Origin of the sequence: Brevibacillus laterosporus (assembly GCA_007833815.1) — a bacterium.
GTDB classification, from domain to species: domain Bacteria; phylum Bacillota; class Bacilli; order Brevibacillales; family Brevibacillaceae; genus Brevibacillus_B; species Brevibacillus_B laterosporus_D.
This window is the reverse complement of the sequence record CP033464.1, coordinates 3,913,927-3,932,414: the sequence shown is the minus strand read 5'-3', so window position 1 is coordinate 3,932,414 and position 18,488 is coordinate 3,913,927. Positions and strand designations below refer to the sequence as shown.

Annotated in this window: 1 protein-coding gene (running past one end of the window); it reads left to right on the top strand. The window is 42.1% G+C overall.

The window, feature by feature from the left end:
- The first annotated feature begins 408 nt into the window (after positions 1 to 408).
- Positions 409 to 18,488, top strand: partial view of an amino acid adenylation domain-containing protein gene (locus EEL30_19270; protein ID QDX94235.1) — the start only. Its footprint extends 18,508 nt past the window's final position; the window shows 18,080 of its 36,588 coding nt (coding positions 1-18,080); it begins with the start codon at positions 409 to 411; its stop codon lies off the right edge, out of view.

Here is an 18,488-nt window from a genome sequence, read left to right as displayed (position 1 = left end):
TTTCAATGTAAAAACATGTAAATGACTAAGAAAGGAAATTGAGCATGGTAAAATTCAAGCGATTCAACTATCCATGAAAAGAAGGGATGATGGTATAAATCACGTTGATTCCTCCAGTCAAAATACGTCTTTCCTCAAGCAGTCCTACATCACTAGACATATACACCCAAGAATCATAGATTAGAGTCATTTTTACTATCATACAATCGAACCTTGCAACATGCTGTTTCACATATACATAGGTAAAGAAATCTCAGAACCTTTTAACAAGCTAATTTTGTACCGACAATAATTGGATTGGATGGGACAGCTAATTGGCTCATACCATATCTGAAAAGTGTATTGAATATCAGCGATTATTGTGAATTTTTATAATAAAATATATTTTCTAACAAGAGGTGTAGCAATATGAATAAGGATTTGATTCAATTATTTTCGTTGACTCAGCCTCAACAAAGGATATGGTATTCTGAATTACTTTATCCGAACACGGGTGTCTCGACGATTTCATTGACAATAAAAATGAAAGGTAATATCAGACTGAACGCTTTACAACAAGCTTTAAATATGGTTATTCGACAGTACGATGCCTTTCGAATTAGAATAACTGCTAAAAACGGATATCCTCAACAATATGTGGAAGAGCATATTGACAAAACGTTTGAATGTTTGGATTTTTCAAGTGCTGATGGCGAAGCTCAAGCGTTGGAACGGCTGGATCATCATAATAGAACACCCTTTGAACTTTTTCATTCAGATTTATATCAATTTATCATTTGCAAGATTAGCGACCAAGAATATTGGTACAATGTCAAAATTCATCATATTGTAACCGATGGAATCTCTGCGAGAATGCTCATAAATCAAGTGAATGAATACTATTCCGACATAACAAATGGTACGATTCTAGAAATATCAGAGAATCATTCTTATTTTGAATTTATACAGACAGAGCAAGATTACGAAGAGTCTGATCGCTATCAAAAAGATAGAGCATATTGGCTGGACAAATTCAGAACCTTGCCTGAAGTAATAGGGGCTAAATCATACAATCCTCTTACCTTAAGTACGGCTGGAAAAAGGAAAAATATTATCTTAGAAGACAGCATGTATAATAACCTGCAAGAGGTTTGCAAACAAACCAATAGCAGTATGTTAACCGTGTTTATGGCTGCTATCTACATCTACATGCATAAAAAAACAACTCAGAATGATGTGTCTATAGGTACATTCTATGCGAACAGAACAACAAAGAAAGAAAAAGAAATGATAGGTATGTTCGTTAGTACAGTACCAACTAGAGTATTCGTAGATCCCGATATGGACCTGCTTTCATTCTTGCAAGTTGTGTCAAAAGAACAGGTTTCGATCCTGCGCCATCAAAGATTTCCATACAACAAAATAATGGAAGACTTGCGAGAAACACATCAACACAAGGATCTACAGCGTTTATTTGGCGTTTCTGTACAGTACCGCCCAATGAATTATTTGCAGTATGAAAATGCTGAAATTGAAGTTAACGAGAACTTTTGTGGGGATGTCATTAATGATTTTGAAATGAATGTGATTGATGGGGTAGATAATCAAAAAATCTTGTTTCAGCTTAATTATCGCGCACAGTTGTTTACAGAAGAGGAGATCGAGCAGCTTGTTCAGCAGTTCTTTACCATTATTGAAACAATCATTCATTATCCTATTTCAAAAATAGCTGACATATCCTTACTTCGCGAGGAAGAGAAAAATAACATTTTATCTGTATTCAACAATACACTAGCCGACTATCCACGTGAAAAGCTGATTCACCAACTGTTTGAAGAACAAGCAGCACGTACACCAGAACAAGTAGCTGTAATATGTGAAGGGGAACAACTTACTTACCGGGAATTAAATGAAAGAGCGAATCAGTTAGCGCGAAAGTTGCGTGCTGAAGGAGTAGAAGCAGACCAATTAGTCGGAATCATGACAGAACGTTCCTTGGAAATGATGGTTGGAATTTTTGGGATATTAAAAGCAGGCGGTGCATATGTACCAATTGACCCGGAATTTCCAGAGGAAAGAATCCGCTATATGTTAGAGGATTCGGAAGCAAAACTACTCTTGGTACAACATCATTTGTTGGATAGAGTCTCTTTTGCTGGGAAAATGGTAGATATAAATGATGCTGAAAACTATTGCCAAGAGAGTTCGAATCTGGAAGCGGTAAATGGACCGAATCACTTAGCTTATGTCATTTATACATCAGGATCTACAGGCAAGCCTAAAGGGGTCATGATCGAACACCACTCGGTTATCAATCGACTGATGTGGATGCAAACAAAATACCCTATTTCAGCAACCGACACTATTCTACAAAAAACAGCGATTACATTTGACGTGTCGGTATGGGAGCTATTCTGGTGGTCGATGGTGGGTTCCAAAGTATGCCTTCTATCTGTAGGAGGAGAGAAGAACCCTGAGCGAATCTTAGAGACAATAGCTGAACATAGCATTACAACAATGCATTTTGTTCCGGCAATGTTGCACGCTTTCTTGGATCATGTTGAACAACAGCCAAGTGAGATCGTAAAGGCAAAACTTGGTTCATTACGTCAAGTATTTGCGAGTGGAGAAGCTTTGCCTCCACAGCATGTTGACAGATTCCAGCGAGCGGTTTCATCAGTAAGTCAAGCAAGGCTGATCAATCTATATGGACCAACTGAGGCTACTGTCGATGTTACGTATTTTGATTGTCATGCAGATGAGCAACTCGCTATCATCCCAATTGGTAAACCCATTTTTAATACCCAACTCTACATTGTGCAGGCTGACTCAGAGTACCTACAGCCGATCGGGATAGCAGGTGAGTTATGTATTACTGGGGTCGGGTTAGCAAGAGGGTACCTGAATCGACCGGAGCTTACGGAAGAGAAATTTGTGCAAAATCCGTTTGTACCGGGAGAACGAATGTATAGAACGGGAGACTTGGCAAGATGGCTACCGGATGGAAACATTGAATATTTGGGTCGGATTGATCACCAAGTAAAAATCCGTGGCTACCGCATTGAGCTTGGCGAAGTCGAATTGCAGCTATTGAAATTGGAAGCCATACAAGAAGCAGTGGTTATTGCTAGAGAAGATGCAAACGGCCAGAAGCAAATGTGTGCGTATTTCATAGCGAACAAGCAACTAACTGTAGGTGAGCTAAGAGCCGAACTCTCCCAAGAGCTACCTACGTATATGGTTCCATCCTATTTTGTGCAATTGGATAAAATGCCACTTTCTCCAAATGGAAAGATTGATCGTAAAATTCTACCAGCACCAGAGGAAAGTATCCAAACAGGTGTAGAATATGTTGCACCTCGCACGGCTATGGAACAAACATTGGTATCCATTTGGCAGGCTGTACTAGGAGCTAAGAAAATTAGTGTTTTAGATAATTTCTTTGATCTAGGAGGAGACTCCATTAAGTCTATCCAGATCTCTTCTAGGATGCTTCAAGCGGGCTATAAGCTGGAAATGAAGGATTTGTTCACCTCTCCAACCATTGCACAATTAAGTCGACATATTCAACTTATTACGAAAGTTGCTGATCAAGGTGAGGTAGTGGGGGCTGCCTTACTGACGCCGATTCAGCACTGGTTCTTTGAGCAAAAATTAGTTGAACAGCATCATTATAACCAGGCTTTCATGCTTTTCATGAAAAAAGGTTTTGATGAAACAGCACTTCGCAAGGTCATTCAAAAGATCGCCATTCATCATGATGCATTACGCATAGCAGTCCGTGAGTCAGACAGTGGATACGAAACATGGTATCGAGGAATAGAGGAAGGTGAGCTGTATAGTCTTGAAGTGATTGATTTGAGAGGCGAAACAGACTGCACCCAAACCATTGAGACCAAAGTAAATGAAATTCAGAGTAGTATTGCTCTAACAGAAGGTCCACTTATCAAGCTGGGACTGTTCCAATGTCAAGAAGGGGACCACCTACTGATTGTCATTCACCATGTGGCAGTTGATGGCGTTTCGTGGCGAATTTTATTTGAAGATATCGCGAGTGGTTATGAACAGGCCCTAAAAGGTGAAGCAATTAGCTTCCCACAAAAAACGGATTCCTTCCAAAAGTGGGCCGAGGAACTATCTCTTTATGCAGACAGCGAAGAATTGCAAAAAGAGAAATCATATTGGCAACAGATTGAACAAATAGACAAGACAGATTTGCCAAAGGATTTCATTCAGGAACAGTCAGTGATTGGGGAAAGTCAAATCGTAGCAGTGCAATGGACAGATCAAGAGACGGAGCAGTTGCTAAAACAAGCAAATCGCGCTTACAGCACAGAAGTTAACGATTTATTGCTCACGGCTTTGGGAATGGCTATACACGATTGGACTGGTACAGAGCAAGTGCTTGTGAATGTAGAGGGTCACGGTCGCGAATCCATTATTCAAGATATTGACGTTACGCGTACGGTAGGTTGGTTTACAAGTCTGTATCCTGTTGTGCTCCAGATGGGGACAGATCAAGGTGTCTCTCAACGGATCAAGCAAGTCAAAGAAATGATGCGCCAAATTCCGCATAAGGGGATTGGTTATGGTATTTTACGCTACTTAACCCAATCTCAAGATAGAGACATAAGCAGAGCAGAGCCTGAGATCAGCTTTAACTATTTGGGTCAATTTGATCAGGATTTACAGCATAATGCTCTTCAACTGTCGAATCATTCAAGTGGAGCTTTCGTAAGTGGACAGGCAGTGAGAAAATATACACTTGACTTGAATGCAATGGTCACAGATGGATCGTTAAAACTTACAATTAGTTACAGTAGTAAAGAATATCGCAAAGAAACAATGGAGCAATTAGGTGAACTTTTACGTGTAAGCCTACAACTAGTGATTGCGCACTGCTTAACAAAAGAGCAGGTAGAACTAACACCAAGCGATCTATTGTTAAAAGGACTGACTGTCGAGGAACTTGATCGGTTCGTGGCACAAACGAAGCATATTGGTGAGATTGAGAACGTTTACTCATTGACACCGATGCAAAAAGGTATGTTGTTCCACAACCTGATGGACTCACATTCAGGGGCTTATTTTGAACAATTAACGTTTGAAATACAGGGTAGCTTTGATGTCATCACTTTTGGTAAAAGTCTAGATGCCCTCACACAAAGGCATGCAACACTGAGAACCAACTTCTACAGTGGATGGAAAGATGATCCTGTTCAGGTCGTTTATCGACAAAAGAGCAGTGAGCTATACTTTGAAGATTTGCGCGAAATGGACGAGGCAGAACGTGAGATGTATCTGACTACCTTTACCAGCCAAGACAAAGCAAGAGGATTTGATCTGGCTGAAGATTCTCTGATGCGTGTATCGATTTTGCGTACGACAGCAGAAACCTATCATTTCATTTGGAGTTTCCATCATATTGTGATGGACGGCTGGTGCTTACCAATAATGACCAAAGAAGTGTTTGAAGGCTACTCCGCCATTCTGCAAAAAAGACAACCTGAGTTGGAAGACGTAACGCCTTATAGCCAGTACATTGATTGGTTAGAGCGTCAAAATGAAGAGGATACATCCAAATATTGGAGCAATTATTTGGCAGGCTACGAGAGTCAATCACTCTTGCCAAAAGAGAAGCCGCAGAACAGAGAAGGCTACTCTGCTAAGAAGCTGACTAACGTGCTTACTAAGACACTGGTTGCCCGAATGAATCAGGTCGCGAAGCAACATCAGGTGACAATTAATACGTTCATGCAGACCGCATGGGGCATTTTATTACAAAAATATAACAGTAATCAGGATGTTGTTTTTGGGAGTGTCGTTTCAGGAAGAACGGCAGATATACCAGGAATTGAAGGGGTAATTGGTTTATTTATCAATACTATTCCGGTACGGATTCGTTGTAAAGGGGAAGAAACGTTAGGAGAAGTATTGCGAAAAGTGCAGGAGCAAGCACTGGAATCGCATGCGTACGATACGCATCCTCTCTATGACATTCAAGGTCTGACTGCACAAAAACAAGATTTAATTAACCATATCATGGTGTTTGAGAATTATCCTGTGGAACATGAAATGGAACAATTGGGAATTGGTAAACAAGCCAGCTACACAATTGTAGATGTAAAAGTAACGGAACAAACAAACTATGATTTCAATATAGCTGTAATACCGGGCGAAGAGACGAAGCTTTTATTGGAATATAATGCTCTGGTATATGATGAAGCGAGTGTTGAGCGAATCGGGATGCACTTTGTTCATATGCTGGAGCAGATTGTAGACAATCCAGATGCTCGCGTAAACGAACTAGAAGCTGTGACACCAATAGAGAAAACGCAGATTGTTGATGTATTCAACAATACTCAAGCGAACTATCCACGCGAGAAAACGGTTTACCAGTTGTTTGAAGAACATGCGGAGCAAACTCCGGATCAAGTGGCGGTCGTTTATGAAGATGAACAATTGACCTATCGTGAATTAAACGAGAAAGCAAATCAACTAGCACGGACCCTACGAGCAAAGGGAGTTCAGGCAAACCAATTAGTCGGCATCATGGTAGAACGTTCTTTAGAAATGATAGTTGGTATCTTTGGGATATTAAAAGCTGGAGGGGCCTATGTGCCTATTGATCCAGAATACCCGGAAGAGCGTATTCGTTATATGCTGGAGGATTCTGGTGCACAGCTGTTGATGGTTCAAAGTCATTTGCAGGAGCGTATCTCCTTCGAGGGAACACTCCTAATGCTAGATGATGAGAAAGTGTACAGCGCAGACGATACCAATGTAGAACCAATCACTGGACCTAATGATTTGGCTTATGTTATTTACACATCTGGAACAACGGGCAAACCAAAAGGTGTCATGGTTGAGCATCACGGTCTGTGCAATTTAAAAACGTATTTTGAATACAATTTGAACCTGAGCGCCCAAGATAGAACGGTGCAGTTTGCCAGCATGTCGTTTGATGCTGCATGCGCAGAGTTCTTTAAAGCTTTTATTTGTGGTGGAACATTATTTATACCTCCTACTTCCGTCATTATGAATTACCGTTTGTTTGAAAACTATATCACAAAAAATCAAATTACTGTTGCGGCCTTGCCTCCTACTTATGCAATTTATCTGGAGCCAAGCAATATGCCTAGCTTAAAAACGTTGATCACTGCTGGGTCTGCCTCTTCTGTTGAATTAGTACAGAAATGGAAAGATCATGTGTCATATTTTAATGCCTATGGTCCAACAGAGGATTCAATCTGCTCATCTGTATGGTCTTATGACAAGGATTCCATGTCTGAGAAAGTTGTTCCTATCGGAAGTCCTATTAAAAACCATCGGATCTACATTGTAGATGCAGACGGTCATTTACTACCTATCGGTGTTCCAGGCGAGCTATGCATCGCTGGGGAAGGGTTAGCACGAGGGTATTTGAATCGGCCAGAACTTACAGAAGAAAAATTTGTGAATAGCCGTTTTAGAGAAGGCGAGCGGATGTACAGAACGGGCGATCTGGCAAGATGGATGTCAGATGGTACCATTGAATATTTGGGCCGAATTGATCATCAGGTAAAAATCCGTGGATACCGTATTGAGCTTGGTGAGGTTGAAGCGCAGCTGTTGAAGATAGATTCGGTTCAAGAAGCTATTGTCATAGCGAGGGAAGATGAAGCAGGGCAAAAGCATTTATGCGCCTATTTTGTTGCTGAAACCCAGCTGAGTATGGTCGAACTCAGAAGCGAATTATCCCATGAACTACCTACTTACATGATTCCGTCTTACTTTGTGCAATTGGAGCAAATGCCGCTTACCTCAAATGGGAAAATTGATCGAAAAGAGCTACCTGCACCTGAAGAAATCATGCACACCGGAGTGGAATATGTAGCTCCTCGGACAGAAGTGGAGCAATTGTTGGTATCCATTTGGAAAACTGTTTTAGGAAGTCAGAAAATGGGTATCTTGGATAATTTCTTTGATCTAGGAGGAGACTCAATCAAAGCAATCCAAGTCTCTTCTAGATTACTTCAATCTGGATACAAGCTGGAAATGAAGGATTTGTTTAAATATCCAACAATAGAAAAGCTATGCCCACAGCTTCAATTGGTTAGCAAAATAGCAGATCAAGGGGAAGTAGAGGGTCAAACAGCTCTTACACCGATACAGCGCTGGTTCTTTGAACAGATGAAGGTCGAACAGCATCATCATTTTAACCAAGCGTTCATGTTGTATCGCAAAGAAGGGTTTGTGGAGACAGCGCTTTGTGAGGTTATGCAGAAGGTTGCTTCTCATCATGACGCTTTGCGGATGGTATTTACTCTGACTGAGAATGGATACCAGGCACGGAATCGCAGAGTGGACGAAGGGGAGCTATACACTCTTGAAGTTATTGACCTCAAAGGAGTAATAGATTGCTCCAAAGCGATTGAGAAGAAAGCAAATGAAATTCAAAGTAGCATAAATATACTTGAAGGCCCGCTCATGAAACTTGGCTTGTTCCAATGTGTAGATGGGGACCATCTATTGATCGTTATTCATCACTTAGCAGTAGACGGAATTTCGTGGCGAATTCTATTTGAAGATCTTGCAACGGGTTATGAACAAGTGAAGAACGGAGCAGCAATTCAACTACCGCAAAAAACCGATTCGTTCCAAATGTGGACCGAACAGTTGTCCCTTTATGCGAACAGTGAAGCAATGGAGAATGAACAAAAGTACTGGCAACAGATTGAGCAAATGAACATGCCGCTACTTCCAAAGGATTATGCTCAAGCGAAGAAGCTGGTACAAGATAGCGAAATAGTTACCGTTCAATGGACTGAACAGGAAACGGAACAATTGCTGAAACAGGCGAATCGTGCATACGCAACAGAAGTAAATGATTTGTTACTGACTGCACTTGGGATGACAATCCATGCTTGGACTGGTATGGAACAGGTTTTCGTTAATCTTGAAGGGCACGGTAGAGAGTCAATCATTGCGGATGTTGATATCACCCGAACAGTGGGTTGGTTTACAAGTCAGTATCCAGTTGTGGTAGAGGTACAAGCGGGTAGGAATTTATCTCAGAAAATTAAGGGCGTCAAGGAAGGGCTACGCCATATTCCTAAAAAGGGTATTGGTTACGGAATCTTGAGATACCTATCAACGTTGCAGGGCAACGTTGTATTTGAAGTAGAGCCGGAAATCAGTTTTAACTACTTAGGTCAGTTTGATCAGGATTACCAGCATAACGAGATGCAGCTATCACCTTATTCCGTTGGAGAAGCTGTAAGTGAACTGATAGAAATGAAAACCGCTTTAAATATTAACGGAATGATTTCTAATGGCAGATTAGAGATGTCAATCAGATATAGTGACAAGGAATATAACAAAGAAACAATTGAGCAAGTAGCTAGCTTGTTCCAAGAGTCTTTACGTGATGTGGTAGCACATTGCGTGGCGAAAAAAAGTACAGAACTTACGCCAAGTGATGTTTTATTAGCTGAACTGAGCATTGAGGAGCTTGATCGGTTAGTAGAACAAACGCAAGAAGTAGGCGAAGTGGAAAATGTATACGAATTAACGCCGATGCAGAAAGGTATGTATTTCCACAGCTTGATGAATCCGCATTCTGGTGCTTATTTTGAACAAACAACCTTTGATCTAACGGGAAGCTTCGATCTTACCGCGTATGCTAAAAGTTTAGATGCATGGGTACAAAGACACGAGGCATTGAGAACAAACTTCTACAATGGCTTGAAAGACCAGCCAGTACAAGTGGTTTATCGACACAAAAATGGTGAACTTCACTATGAAGACTTACGCGAAATGGATATGGCTACACGAAATTCCTATATCGCAACTTATAAGAGCGAAGACAAAGCAAGAGGCTTTGATTTAGCTCATGATTCATTAATTCGTGTATCGATTCTTCGCACAGAGGAAGAAAAGTACCACTTTATTTGGAGCTTCCACCATATGGTGATGGACGGCTGGTGCGTGTCTATCATGACAAAAGAAGTATTTGGTGGCTATATTGCGATTCGGGAAAACAGGCAGCCTGAGTATGCTGCATTGACTCCTTATAGTCACTATATTGAATGGCTAGGACGGCAAGATCGGGAGAGTGCATCTAGCTACTGGAGCGAGTATTTAGCTGGGTATGAACAGCAAACGTTGTTGATAAACGAGAAGAAGCATGGGAAAGACAGCCAAGCAGAGGGTTATGTGGCAACTAAGCTAAATTGCACGTTTAGTAAAGAACTTACCAAACGTTTGAATCAAACAGCTAAGCAGAATCAGGTAACAATCAATACACTGATGCAGACTGCATGGGGAATCATGCTCCAGAAATATAATAATCATCATGATGCCGTCTTTGGAAGCGTCGTCTCTGGAAGACCGGCTGACATTCCTGGTGTTGAAAACATCCTTGGTTTGTTTATCAATACAATTCCAGTACGTATTCGTTGTGAAGCAGAGGAAACAGTTGCGGAGGTAATGAGAAAGATTCAGGAACAAGCACTGGCATCTAATGCTTATGACACCTATCCGCTCTACGATATTCAGGCGCTAACCGAACAAAAACAGGATTTAATCAATCACATTATGGTGTTTGAGAATTATCCAATGGAACAGCAAATTGAGCAATTGGGAAGCACTGGACAGTCAAAATTTGAAATTGGCAACATAGATACGGTGGAACAGACTAACTATGACTTCAACCTGATCATTATGCCTGGCGAAGAGATGGGGATTTGCTACGGTTATAATACTTTGGTATTTGATCGGGCGAGTATTGAGAAAATACAGGGTCATTTTGTTCACATTGTCGAGCAAATTACGTCCAATCCGCATCAATGTGTAAGCGAATTAGAATTGGTCACTGCAACTGAGAAAGAGCAAATTTTAGCTATGTTTAATGATACGAAAGCGACATATCCACAGGACAAAATGCTTCATCAATTGTTTGAGAGTCAGGTGGAGCGTACACCAGATCAGGTGGCAATTGTTTGTGAAGAATCAAAGCTTTCCTATCGTGAACTGAATGAACGCGCAAATCAATTAGCCAGAACCTTGCGAATGAAAGGTGTAAAAGCCGATCAGCTCGTAGGTATCATGGCTGAGCGGTCGCTAGAGATGATCGTCGGTATGTTGGGCATTTTAAAAGCTGGCGGTGCCTATGTGCCAATTGATCCTGAGTATCCGCAGGAGCGTATCAGCTACATGCTAGAGGATGCGAATGTTACACTGTTCGTATCACAGCGTCATTTGCAGGATCGAGTATCGTTTACAGGTACACTCGTGCTGTTGGAAGAGGAAACCTCATACCAGACAGATGGTTCGAATCTGGAGCCGATACATGGGCCAAAAGATATGGCCTATGTCATCTATACATCAGGCACAACAGGCAAGCCTAAGGGCGTTATGGTGCAGCATGCAAGCATTGTAAACACGATCCTTTGGAAAGCGGACACGTACCAGTTTTCGATGGAAGATCATGTTTTGATGGTAACTCCGTTTGTGTTTGATCCATTCCTTACACACTTATTTGGACCTTTAGTCATGGGATCAACGGTATATCTATTACCTGATGAAGAAAGTAAGGACCATGAGGCTATCAAGAAAGCAATTACACAACAAAAAATTACTCACTTACAAAGCTCACCTAGCTTTTTATGGGCGATGGTAGAGACTATGAATCCACAAGATTTACAGTCAGTAAAAAATATTGTCGTGGGTGGAGAGAAGATCGTTTCAGCACTTGTTAGAAAGGTGGCGGAGTTAAATCCGAACATCGAAATTTGCAACGAATACGGTCCTACAGAAAGTACTGTAGTAACCACGTCACTATCCATAACGCAGCCAGAACAGGAACTCTCGATTGGAAAACCAATTGCAAACAAACGAGTTTATATCGTAGACCAACATAATCAGCTTCAGCCAGTTGGAGTAGCCGGGGAGCTGTGCATTGCAGGAGCAGGACTGGCTAGGGGTTACTTACATCTTCCAGAGCTTTCGGCAGAGAAGTTCGTTGATAATCCGTTTGCATCAGAAGAGAAGATGTACAAGACAGGCGATTTGGCTAAATGGCTACCAGATGGAAACATCGAGTATTTGGGCCGCATCGACCACCAAGTAAAAATCCGTGGCTATCGCATCGAACTTGGTGAGGTGGAAGCGCAACTGTTACGTGTAGATTCTGTGCGCGAAGCAATTGTGATTGCACGTGAAGAGGAAGATGGACAGAAGCATCTATGCGCGTATTTTGTAGCGGATAAGCAATTAACCGTAGGTGACCTTCGAAGTGAGTTGTCTCAAGAATTACCTAGTTATATGATTCCAGCTTACTTTATGCAATTGGAACAAATGCCACTTACTACAAATGGAAAAATTGACCGTAAAGCATTGCCTGCTCCAGAGGGAGGCGTGCAAACAGGAGTGGAATATGTAGCGCCACGCACATCGGTTGAGCAAACGCTTGTTTCCATTTGGCAGGCTGTTTTAGGAAGTCAACAGATTGGTATTTTAGAGAATTTCCTTGATCTTGGAGGCGACTCTATTAAAGCCATTCAGGTTTCTTCCAGACTGCTTCAAGCAGGCTACAAGCTTGAAATAAAAGATTTGTTCAAATATCCAACTGTGGCCCAATTAAGTCCACATCTCCAATTGGTTAGCAAAATTGCTGATCAAAGGGAAGTGGTAGGTGCGGCAAAACTAACGCCAATTCACCACTGGCTTTTTGAACAAAAATCAGCTGAACCACACCATTTTAACCAGGCAGTCATGCTGTATCAGAAGCAAGGATTCGATGAAATGGTACTGCGTCAAGTGATGCAGAAGATTGCAGAGCATCATGATGCCCTACGGATGGTTTTCCCAATGACCTCCGATGGATACGAGGCTTGGAATCGTGGAGTGGATGAAGGAGAGCTGTATAGCCTCGAAATAATTGATCTGAAGGATGAAGTTGAGCTTGCGCAGGTAATTGAGGCGAAAGCAAACGAGATTCAAAGTAGCATTAATATAACAGAAGGCCCACTAATGAAGCTCGGACTATTTAAATGTGCAGAAGGCGATCATTTGCTGATTGTGATTCATCATTTGGCAGTAGATGGTGTTTCTTGGAGAATCCTGTTTGAAGATATCGCGGCTGGTTACGAGCAAGTATTGAGTGGACAAGAGATTCGTCTGCCTCAAAAAACCGATTCATTCCAGACTTGGGCAGAGCAGTTATCTTACTATGCCAACAGTCAGACAATGGGCGCAGAACGGGCATATTGGAATCAAGTCGAACAGACTAAATTGATCCCGTTGCCTAAGGATCACATACAGAAGAAATCATTGGTACGAGATGGAGAAATCATTACAGTACGTTGGACAGAACAAGAAACAGAGCAGCTATTGAAGCAGGCAAACCGTGCCTACAACACGGAAGTTAATGATCTGTTACTCACAGCGCTTGGAATAGCTATTCATGCGTGGACGGGCACAGAACAAGTACTAGTCAATTTAGAAGGGCATGGTCGGGAGTCTATCATTCCAGACGTAGATATTACACGTACAGTGGGCTGGTTCACAAGTCAGTTCCCAGTTGTTTTAAAGACCAACGCGAGCAGGAATGTCGCCCAGCAGATTAAGACGGTCAAAGAGGGACTTCGTCAAATCCCACAAAAGGGTATTGGTTACGGTATCCTCAGATACTTGTCTGAGCCGCAAGAGGGTATGACATTTAGAGTAGAACCTGAGATCACTTTTAACTATCTAGGGCAGTTTGATCAGGATTTGCAACGTAATGCTATGCAATTCTCTCCATATTCAAGTGGAGCAGCTGTTAGCCAAGATAAGGAACGTAGATACACGTTGGACATGAATGGTCTGATTTCTGGAGGCGTCCTGGAGCTTACGATTGGCTACAATGGCAAGGAGTACCGTCAGGAAACGATGAAGCATGTGGCTGAGTTATTACGTTCGAGCTTGCAAGCGGTGATTGAACACTGCGTAGCTAAGGAACGTACGGAATTGACGCCAAGCGATATTTTGTTAAAAGGTCTGACCGTTGAAGAATTGGAGCGTTTGGTGGAAGATACCCAGCATATAGGCGAGATTGAGAACGTCTACCCGTTGACGCCGATGCAGAAGGGCATGTATTTCCACAGCTTGATGAATCCACTGTCGGGAGCTTATTTTGAACAAACAACCTTTGATTTGATTGGAAGCTTCGATGTTATTGCTTTTGGTAAGAGCTTAGATATTTTGACACAAAGGCATGTAGCGTTGAGAACGAATTTCTACAGCGGTTGGAAAGACCTACCGGTACAAGTGGCTTACCAAAATAAGCGCAGCGAGCTTTACTATGAGGACTTGCGCCAAATGGATAAGGCGAAACGTGAGGCTTATCTCACTACCTTCGCAATTGAGGATAAAGCAAAAGGATTCGATTTGGCTCATGATTCACTCATTCGTGTGTCCATTTTACGTACAGATGAAGAAGGCTATCACTTAATCTGGAGTTTCCATCATATTGTGATGGATGGCTGGTGCTTATCTTTAATGACACAAGAAGTATTTGGTAGTTATTTTGCCATTAGAGGAAATAGGCAGCCTGAGCTTGACGACGTAACGCCATATAGTAACTATATCGAGTGGTTGGCAAATCAAGATGATGCAGAAGCATCCAAATACTGGAGCGAATATTTAACTAGTTATGATCAGCAAACCTTGTTACCAAAAGGAAAGACACAAAGCAAATCGGAGGGGTACGTTGCTCAGAAGCTAACTCGTGAGCTTGGCATAGAGCTAACCGGACGTTTACAACAGGTAGCAAAGCAGGCACAGGTGACAATTAATACGTTGGTGCAATCAGCGTGGGGAGTTACCTTGCAAAAGTATAACGATAGCCAGGATGTGGTTTTCGGAAGTGTCGTCTCTGGAAGACCATCTGAAATTCCAGGAATTGAAAATATCATTGGCTTATTCATCAACACGGTCCCAGTACGTATCCGTTGCAAGGGGGAAGAATCCTTTGCAGATGTAATGAGCCGCGGACAGGAACAGGCGCTAGCATCTCAAGCGTTTGATACTTATCCGCTATACGATATTCAACGACTGACCTCACAAAAACAAGATTTGATTAACCATATTGTGGTGTTTGAAAATTATCCAATGGGGCAACAAATCGAGCAATTGGGTAGTAGTGATCAAGAAAGCTTTGAGATTGCAAATATCGAGATCATGGAACAAACGAACTATGACTTCAACCTGTCGGTCATACCGGGAGAAAACATGGATGTTTGCTCCGAATACAATGCCCTTGTCTATGATCAAGAAGGTATTGAGCAGATTTTGGGGCATTTTGTACACATCATGGAGCAAATCGCGGACAACCCTCACATCCGAGTAAACGAGCTGGAACTGATAACAGCAGGAGAGAAGAAACATATTCTAGAGGTATTTAACGATACAGCTACGGATTACCCACGAGCGATGACAGTCCAGCAGTTATTTGAAGCACAGGTAGAGAGTACGCCAGATCAAGTCGCGGTTGTTTATGAGGGAAGTCAATTAACATACCGTGAGTTAAACGAACAGGCAAATCAATTGGCGCGAACGTTACGAGCTGACGGAGTACAAGCTGACCAATTAGTAGGTATCATGGTGGAGCGCTCTCTAGAGATGATGGTCGGTATCCTAGGGATTTTAAAAGCTGGCGCTGCTTATGTACCAATTGACCCTGAGTATCCAGAGGAACGTATCAGCTACATGCTGGAGGATGCAGGAGCTAAGTTGCTAGTGACGCAAAGTCATTTACAAGAGCGCGTATCCTTCACAGGAAGAATTGTGATGCTGGATGATTCAGAAGCTTATAACGAGGATCATTCCAATCTAGAACCGATACAAGGACCAAATCATTTAGCATATGTTATTTATACATCAGGAACAACCGGTAAGCCAAAAGGGGTCATGATCGAGCATCAACAACTGACAGCTATGGCTCAAGCTTGGAAACTAGCATACGGTTTAGACGGAGAGCATCCAAAAGTATTGCAGTGGGCTAGTTTTTCCTTTGATGTATTCACAGGCGATTATGTCCGTGCATTATTGCATGGTGGAGAACTGATTATATGCCCAAGTCAATCAAGACTAGAACCTGCGAGCATTTATGAGCTACTCAGGGGGCATAAAGTGTCCATTTTTGAATCGACACCAGCTATTGTCATTCCACTCATGGATTATGTATATGAAAACAAATTGGACATCGATTCTTTGAAAACGCTAATTGTAGGTTCAGATCACTGCCCTCCAGATGCGTTTGCCACATTGCTAACCAGATTTGGCTTGCACATGCGTATTCTCAATAGCTATGGGGTAACGGAAGCGTGCATTGATTCTAGCTTCTTTGAACAGACGGACTCTCTAGTAGCAATGAATATACCGATTGGTAAGCCATTGCCTAATGTGAAAATGTATGTTTTAGATGAAAATCATGTGATACAGCCTATCGGGATATCAGGAGAATTATATATTGCTGGAAGTGGTGTGGGACGAGGTTACCTGAACCGTCCTGAGATGACGGAAGAGAAATTTATGGATAATCCGTTTGTTACAGGAGAGCGGATGTATAGAACGGGTGACTTGGTAAGATGGTTGCCAGATGGCAATATCGAATATTTGGGTCGAATAGATCATCAGGTGAAAATCCGTGGGAACCGTATTGAGTTAGGAGAAGTGGAAACACAGCTCTTAAAAATCGCGACGATAAAAGAGAATGTCGTAGTTGCACAAGAAGATCAGGTCGGTAGAAAGTACCTATGCGCCTACTTTGTTGCAGACAAGAAACGATCTGCAAGTGAATTAAGAGGGGCATTATCACAAGTGCTTCCGAGTTTCATGGTTCCTTCTTATTTTGTGCAAATAGAGCAATTACCACTTACACCAAATGGAAAAATCGACCGTAAAGCGTTACCTGTTCCAGAAGGAAACGTGGAAAGCGATATCGAATACGTGGGACCTCGCACAGCCGCGGAGAGAATGCTAGTTTCCATTTGGCAAGCTGTCCTCGGAACAAAAGCGATCGGGATCATGGATAATTTCTTTGATCTTGGCGGTGACTCGATTAAATCTATTCAGGTCTCTTCCCGCTTATTACAAGCAGGTTTTAAGCTGGAAATGAAAGACTTGTTCCGCTATCCAACTGTGGCGCAGCTAAGCAAACATATTCATTCCGTTACAAGAATAGCTGATCAAGGTGAGGTAATAGGAGAAGTGTTGTTGACACCGATTCAACGCTGGTTCTTTGAGCAATCCTTTGCAGATCAGCATCACTACAATCAAGCCATGATGTTATACCGAGAAGAAGGCTTCGATGAAACAGCTCTTCATAAGGTAATGGAAAAGATTACGGAACACCATGACGTGTTACGGATGGTATTCCGTGCTTCTGAGGAACAGTATCAGGCATGGAATCGCGGAGTAGGAGAAGGTGAATCATACAGTCTGGAAGTGTTTGATTTCAAAGGCACAGCCGACTGCGCTCAAGCGATCGAAGACAAGGCTAATCAGATGCAGGCGAGCATCAATTTAAGCGAAGGCCCTCTTCTAAGACTAGGATTGTTCCAATGTGAGGATGGGGATCATCTGCTCATTGTCATCCATCATTTAGTCGTAGATGGTGTTTCTTGGAGAATTTTATTTGAAGATATTGCGAATGGATATGAACAAGCGGTTAAGGGCGAAAGCATCCACTTCCCGTATAAAACAGATTCATTCCGTACATGGGCAGAAGAATTATCTCATTACGCGAACAGCGAAAAAATCGAACTTGAACGGGAATATTGGCAGCAAATTGAACAAACTGCAACAACTCCATTACCGAAAGATAACAAGCAAGTTACTACATTTATAAAAGACATCGAATTCGTCACGGTTCATTGGACAGAGCAGGAAACCGAGCAACTGTTAAAACTAGCAAACCGAGCCTATAACACAGAAGTGAATGATTTATTGCTCGCAGCTTTAGGCATGGCAATTCAGACTTGGACCGGAATGGAACAAGTGCTGGTGAATATGGAGGGACATGGTAGAGAAGCTATTCTCTCAGATGTCGATATCACACGCACAATAGGATGGTTTACGAGTCAATATCCTGTTCTGCTACAGATGGATGCAGCTAAACAGGTGTCTAAGCAAATTAAAACGGTTAAAGAAGGTCTCCGCCAAATATCGCAAAAGGGAATTGGCTACGGAATCCTAAGATACTTGTCTGACTGCGAGGAAGGTAATAGATTCTCAGCCGAGCCTGAAATCAGCTTTAACTATCTCGGTCAGTTTGATCAAGACCTACAAAACAACGCCATTGAGCTATCTCCATTCTCAAAAGGCGCAGACATGAGCGCAAATGCGAACATGCAATATGCATTGGATATGAACGGTATGATCTCGAATGGTGCATTGTCGATGACGATCCATTACAGTGGCAAAGAGTATCATCGTGAAACGATGGAGCAGTTCACTGAGCTCTTACAAGAGAGTCTGCGTGA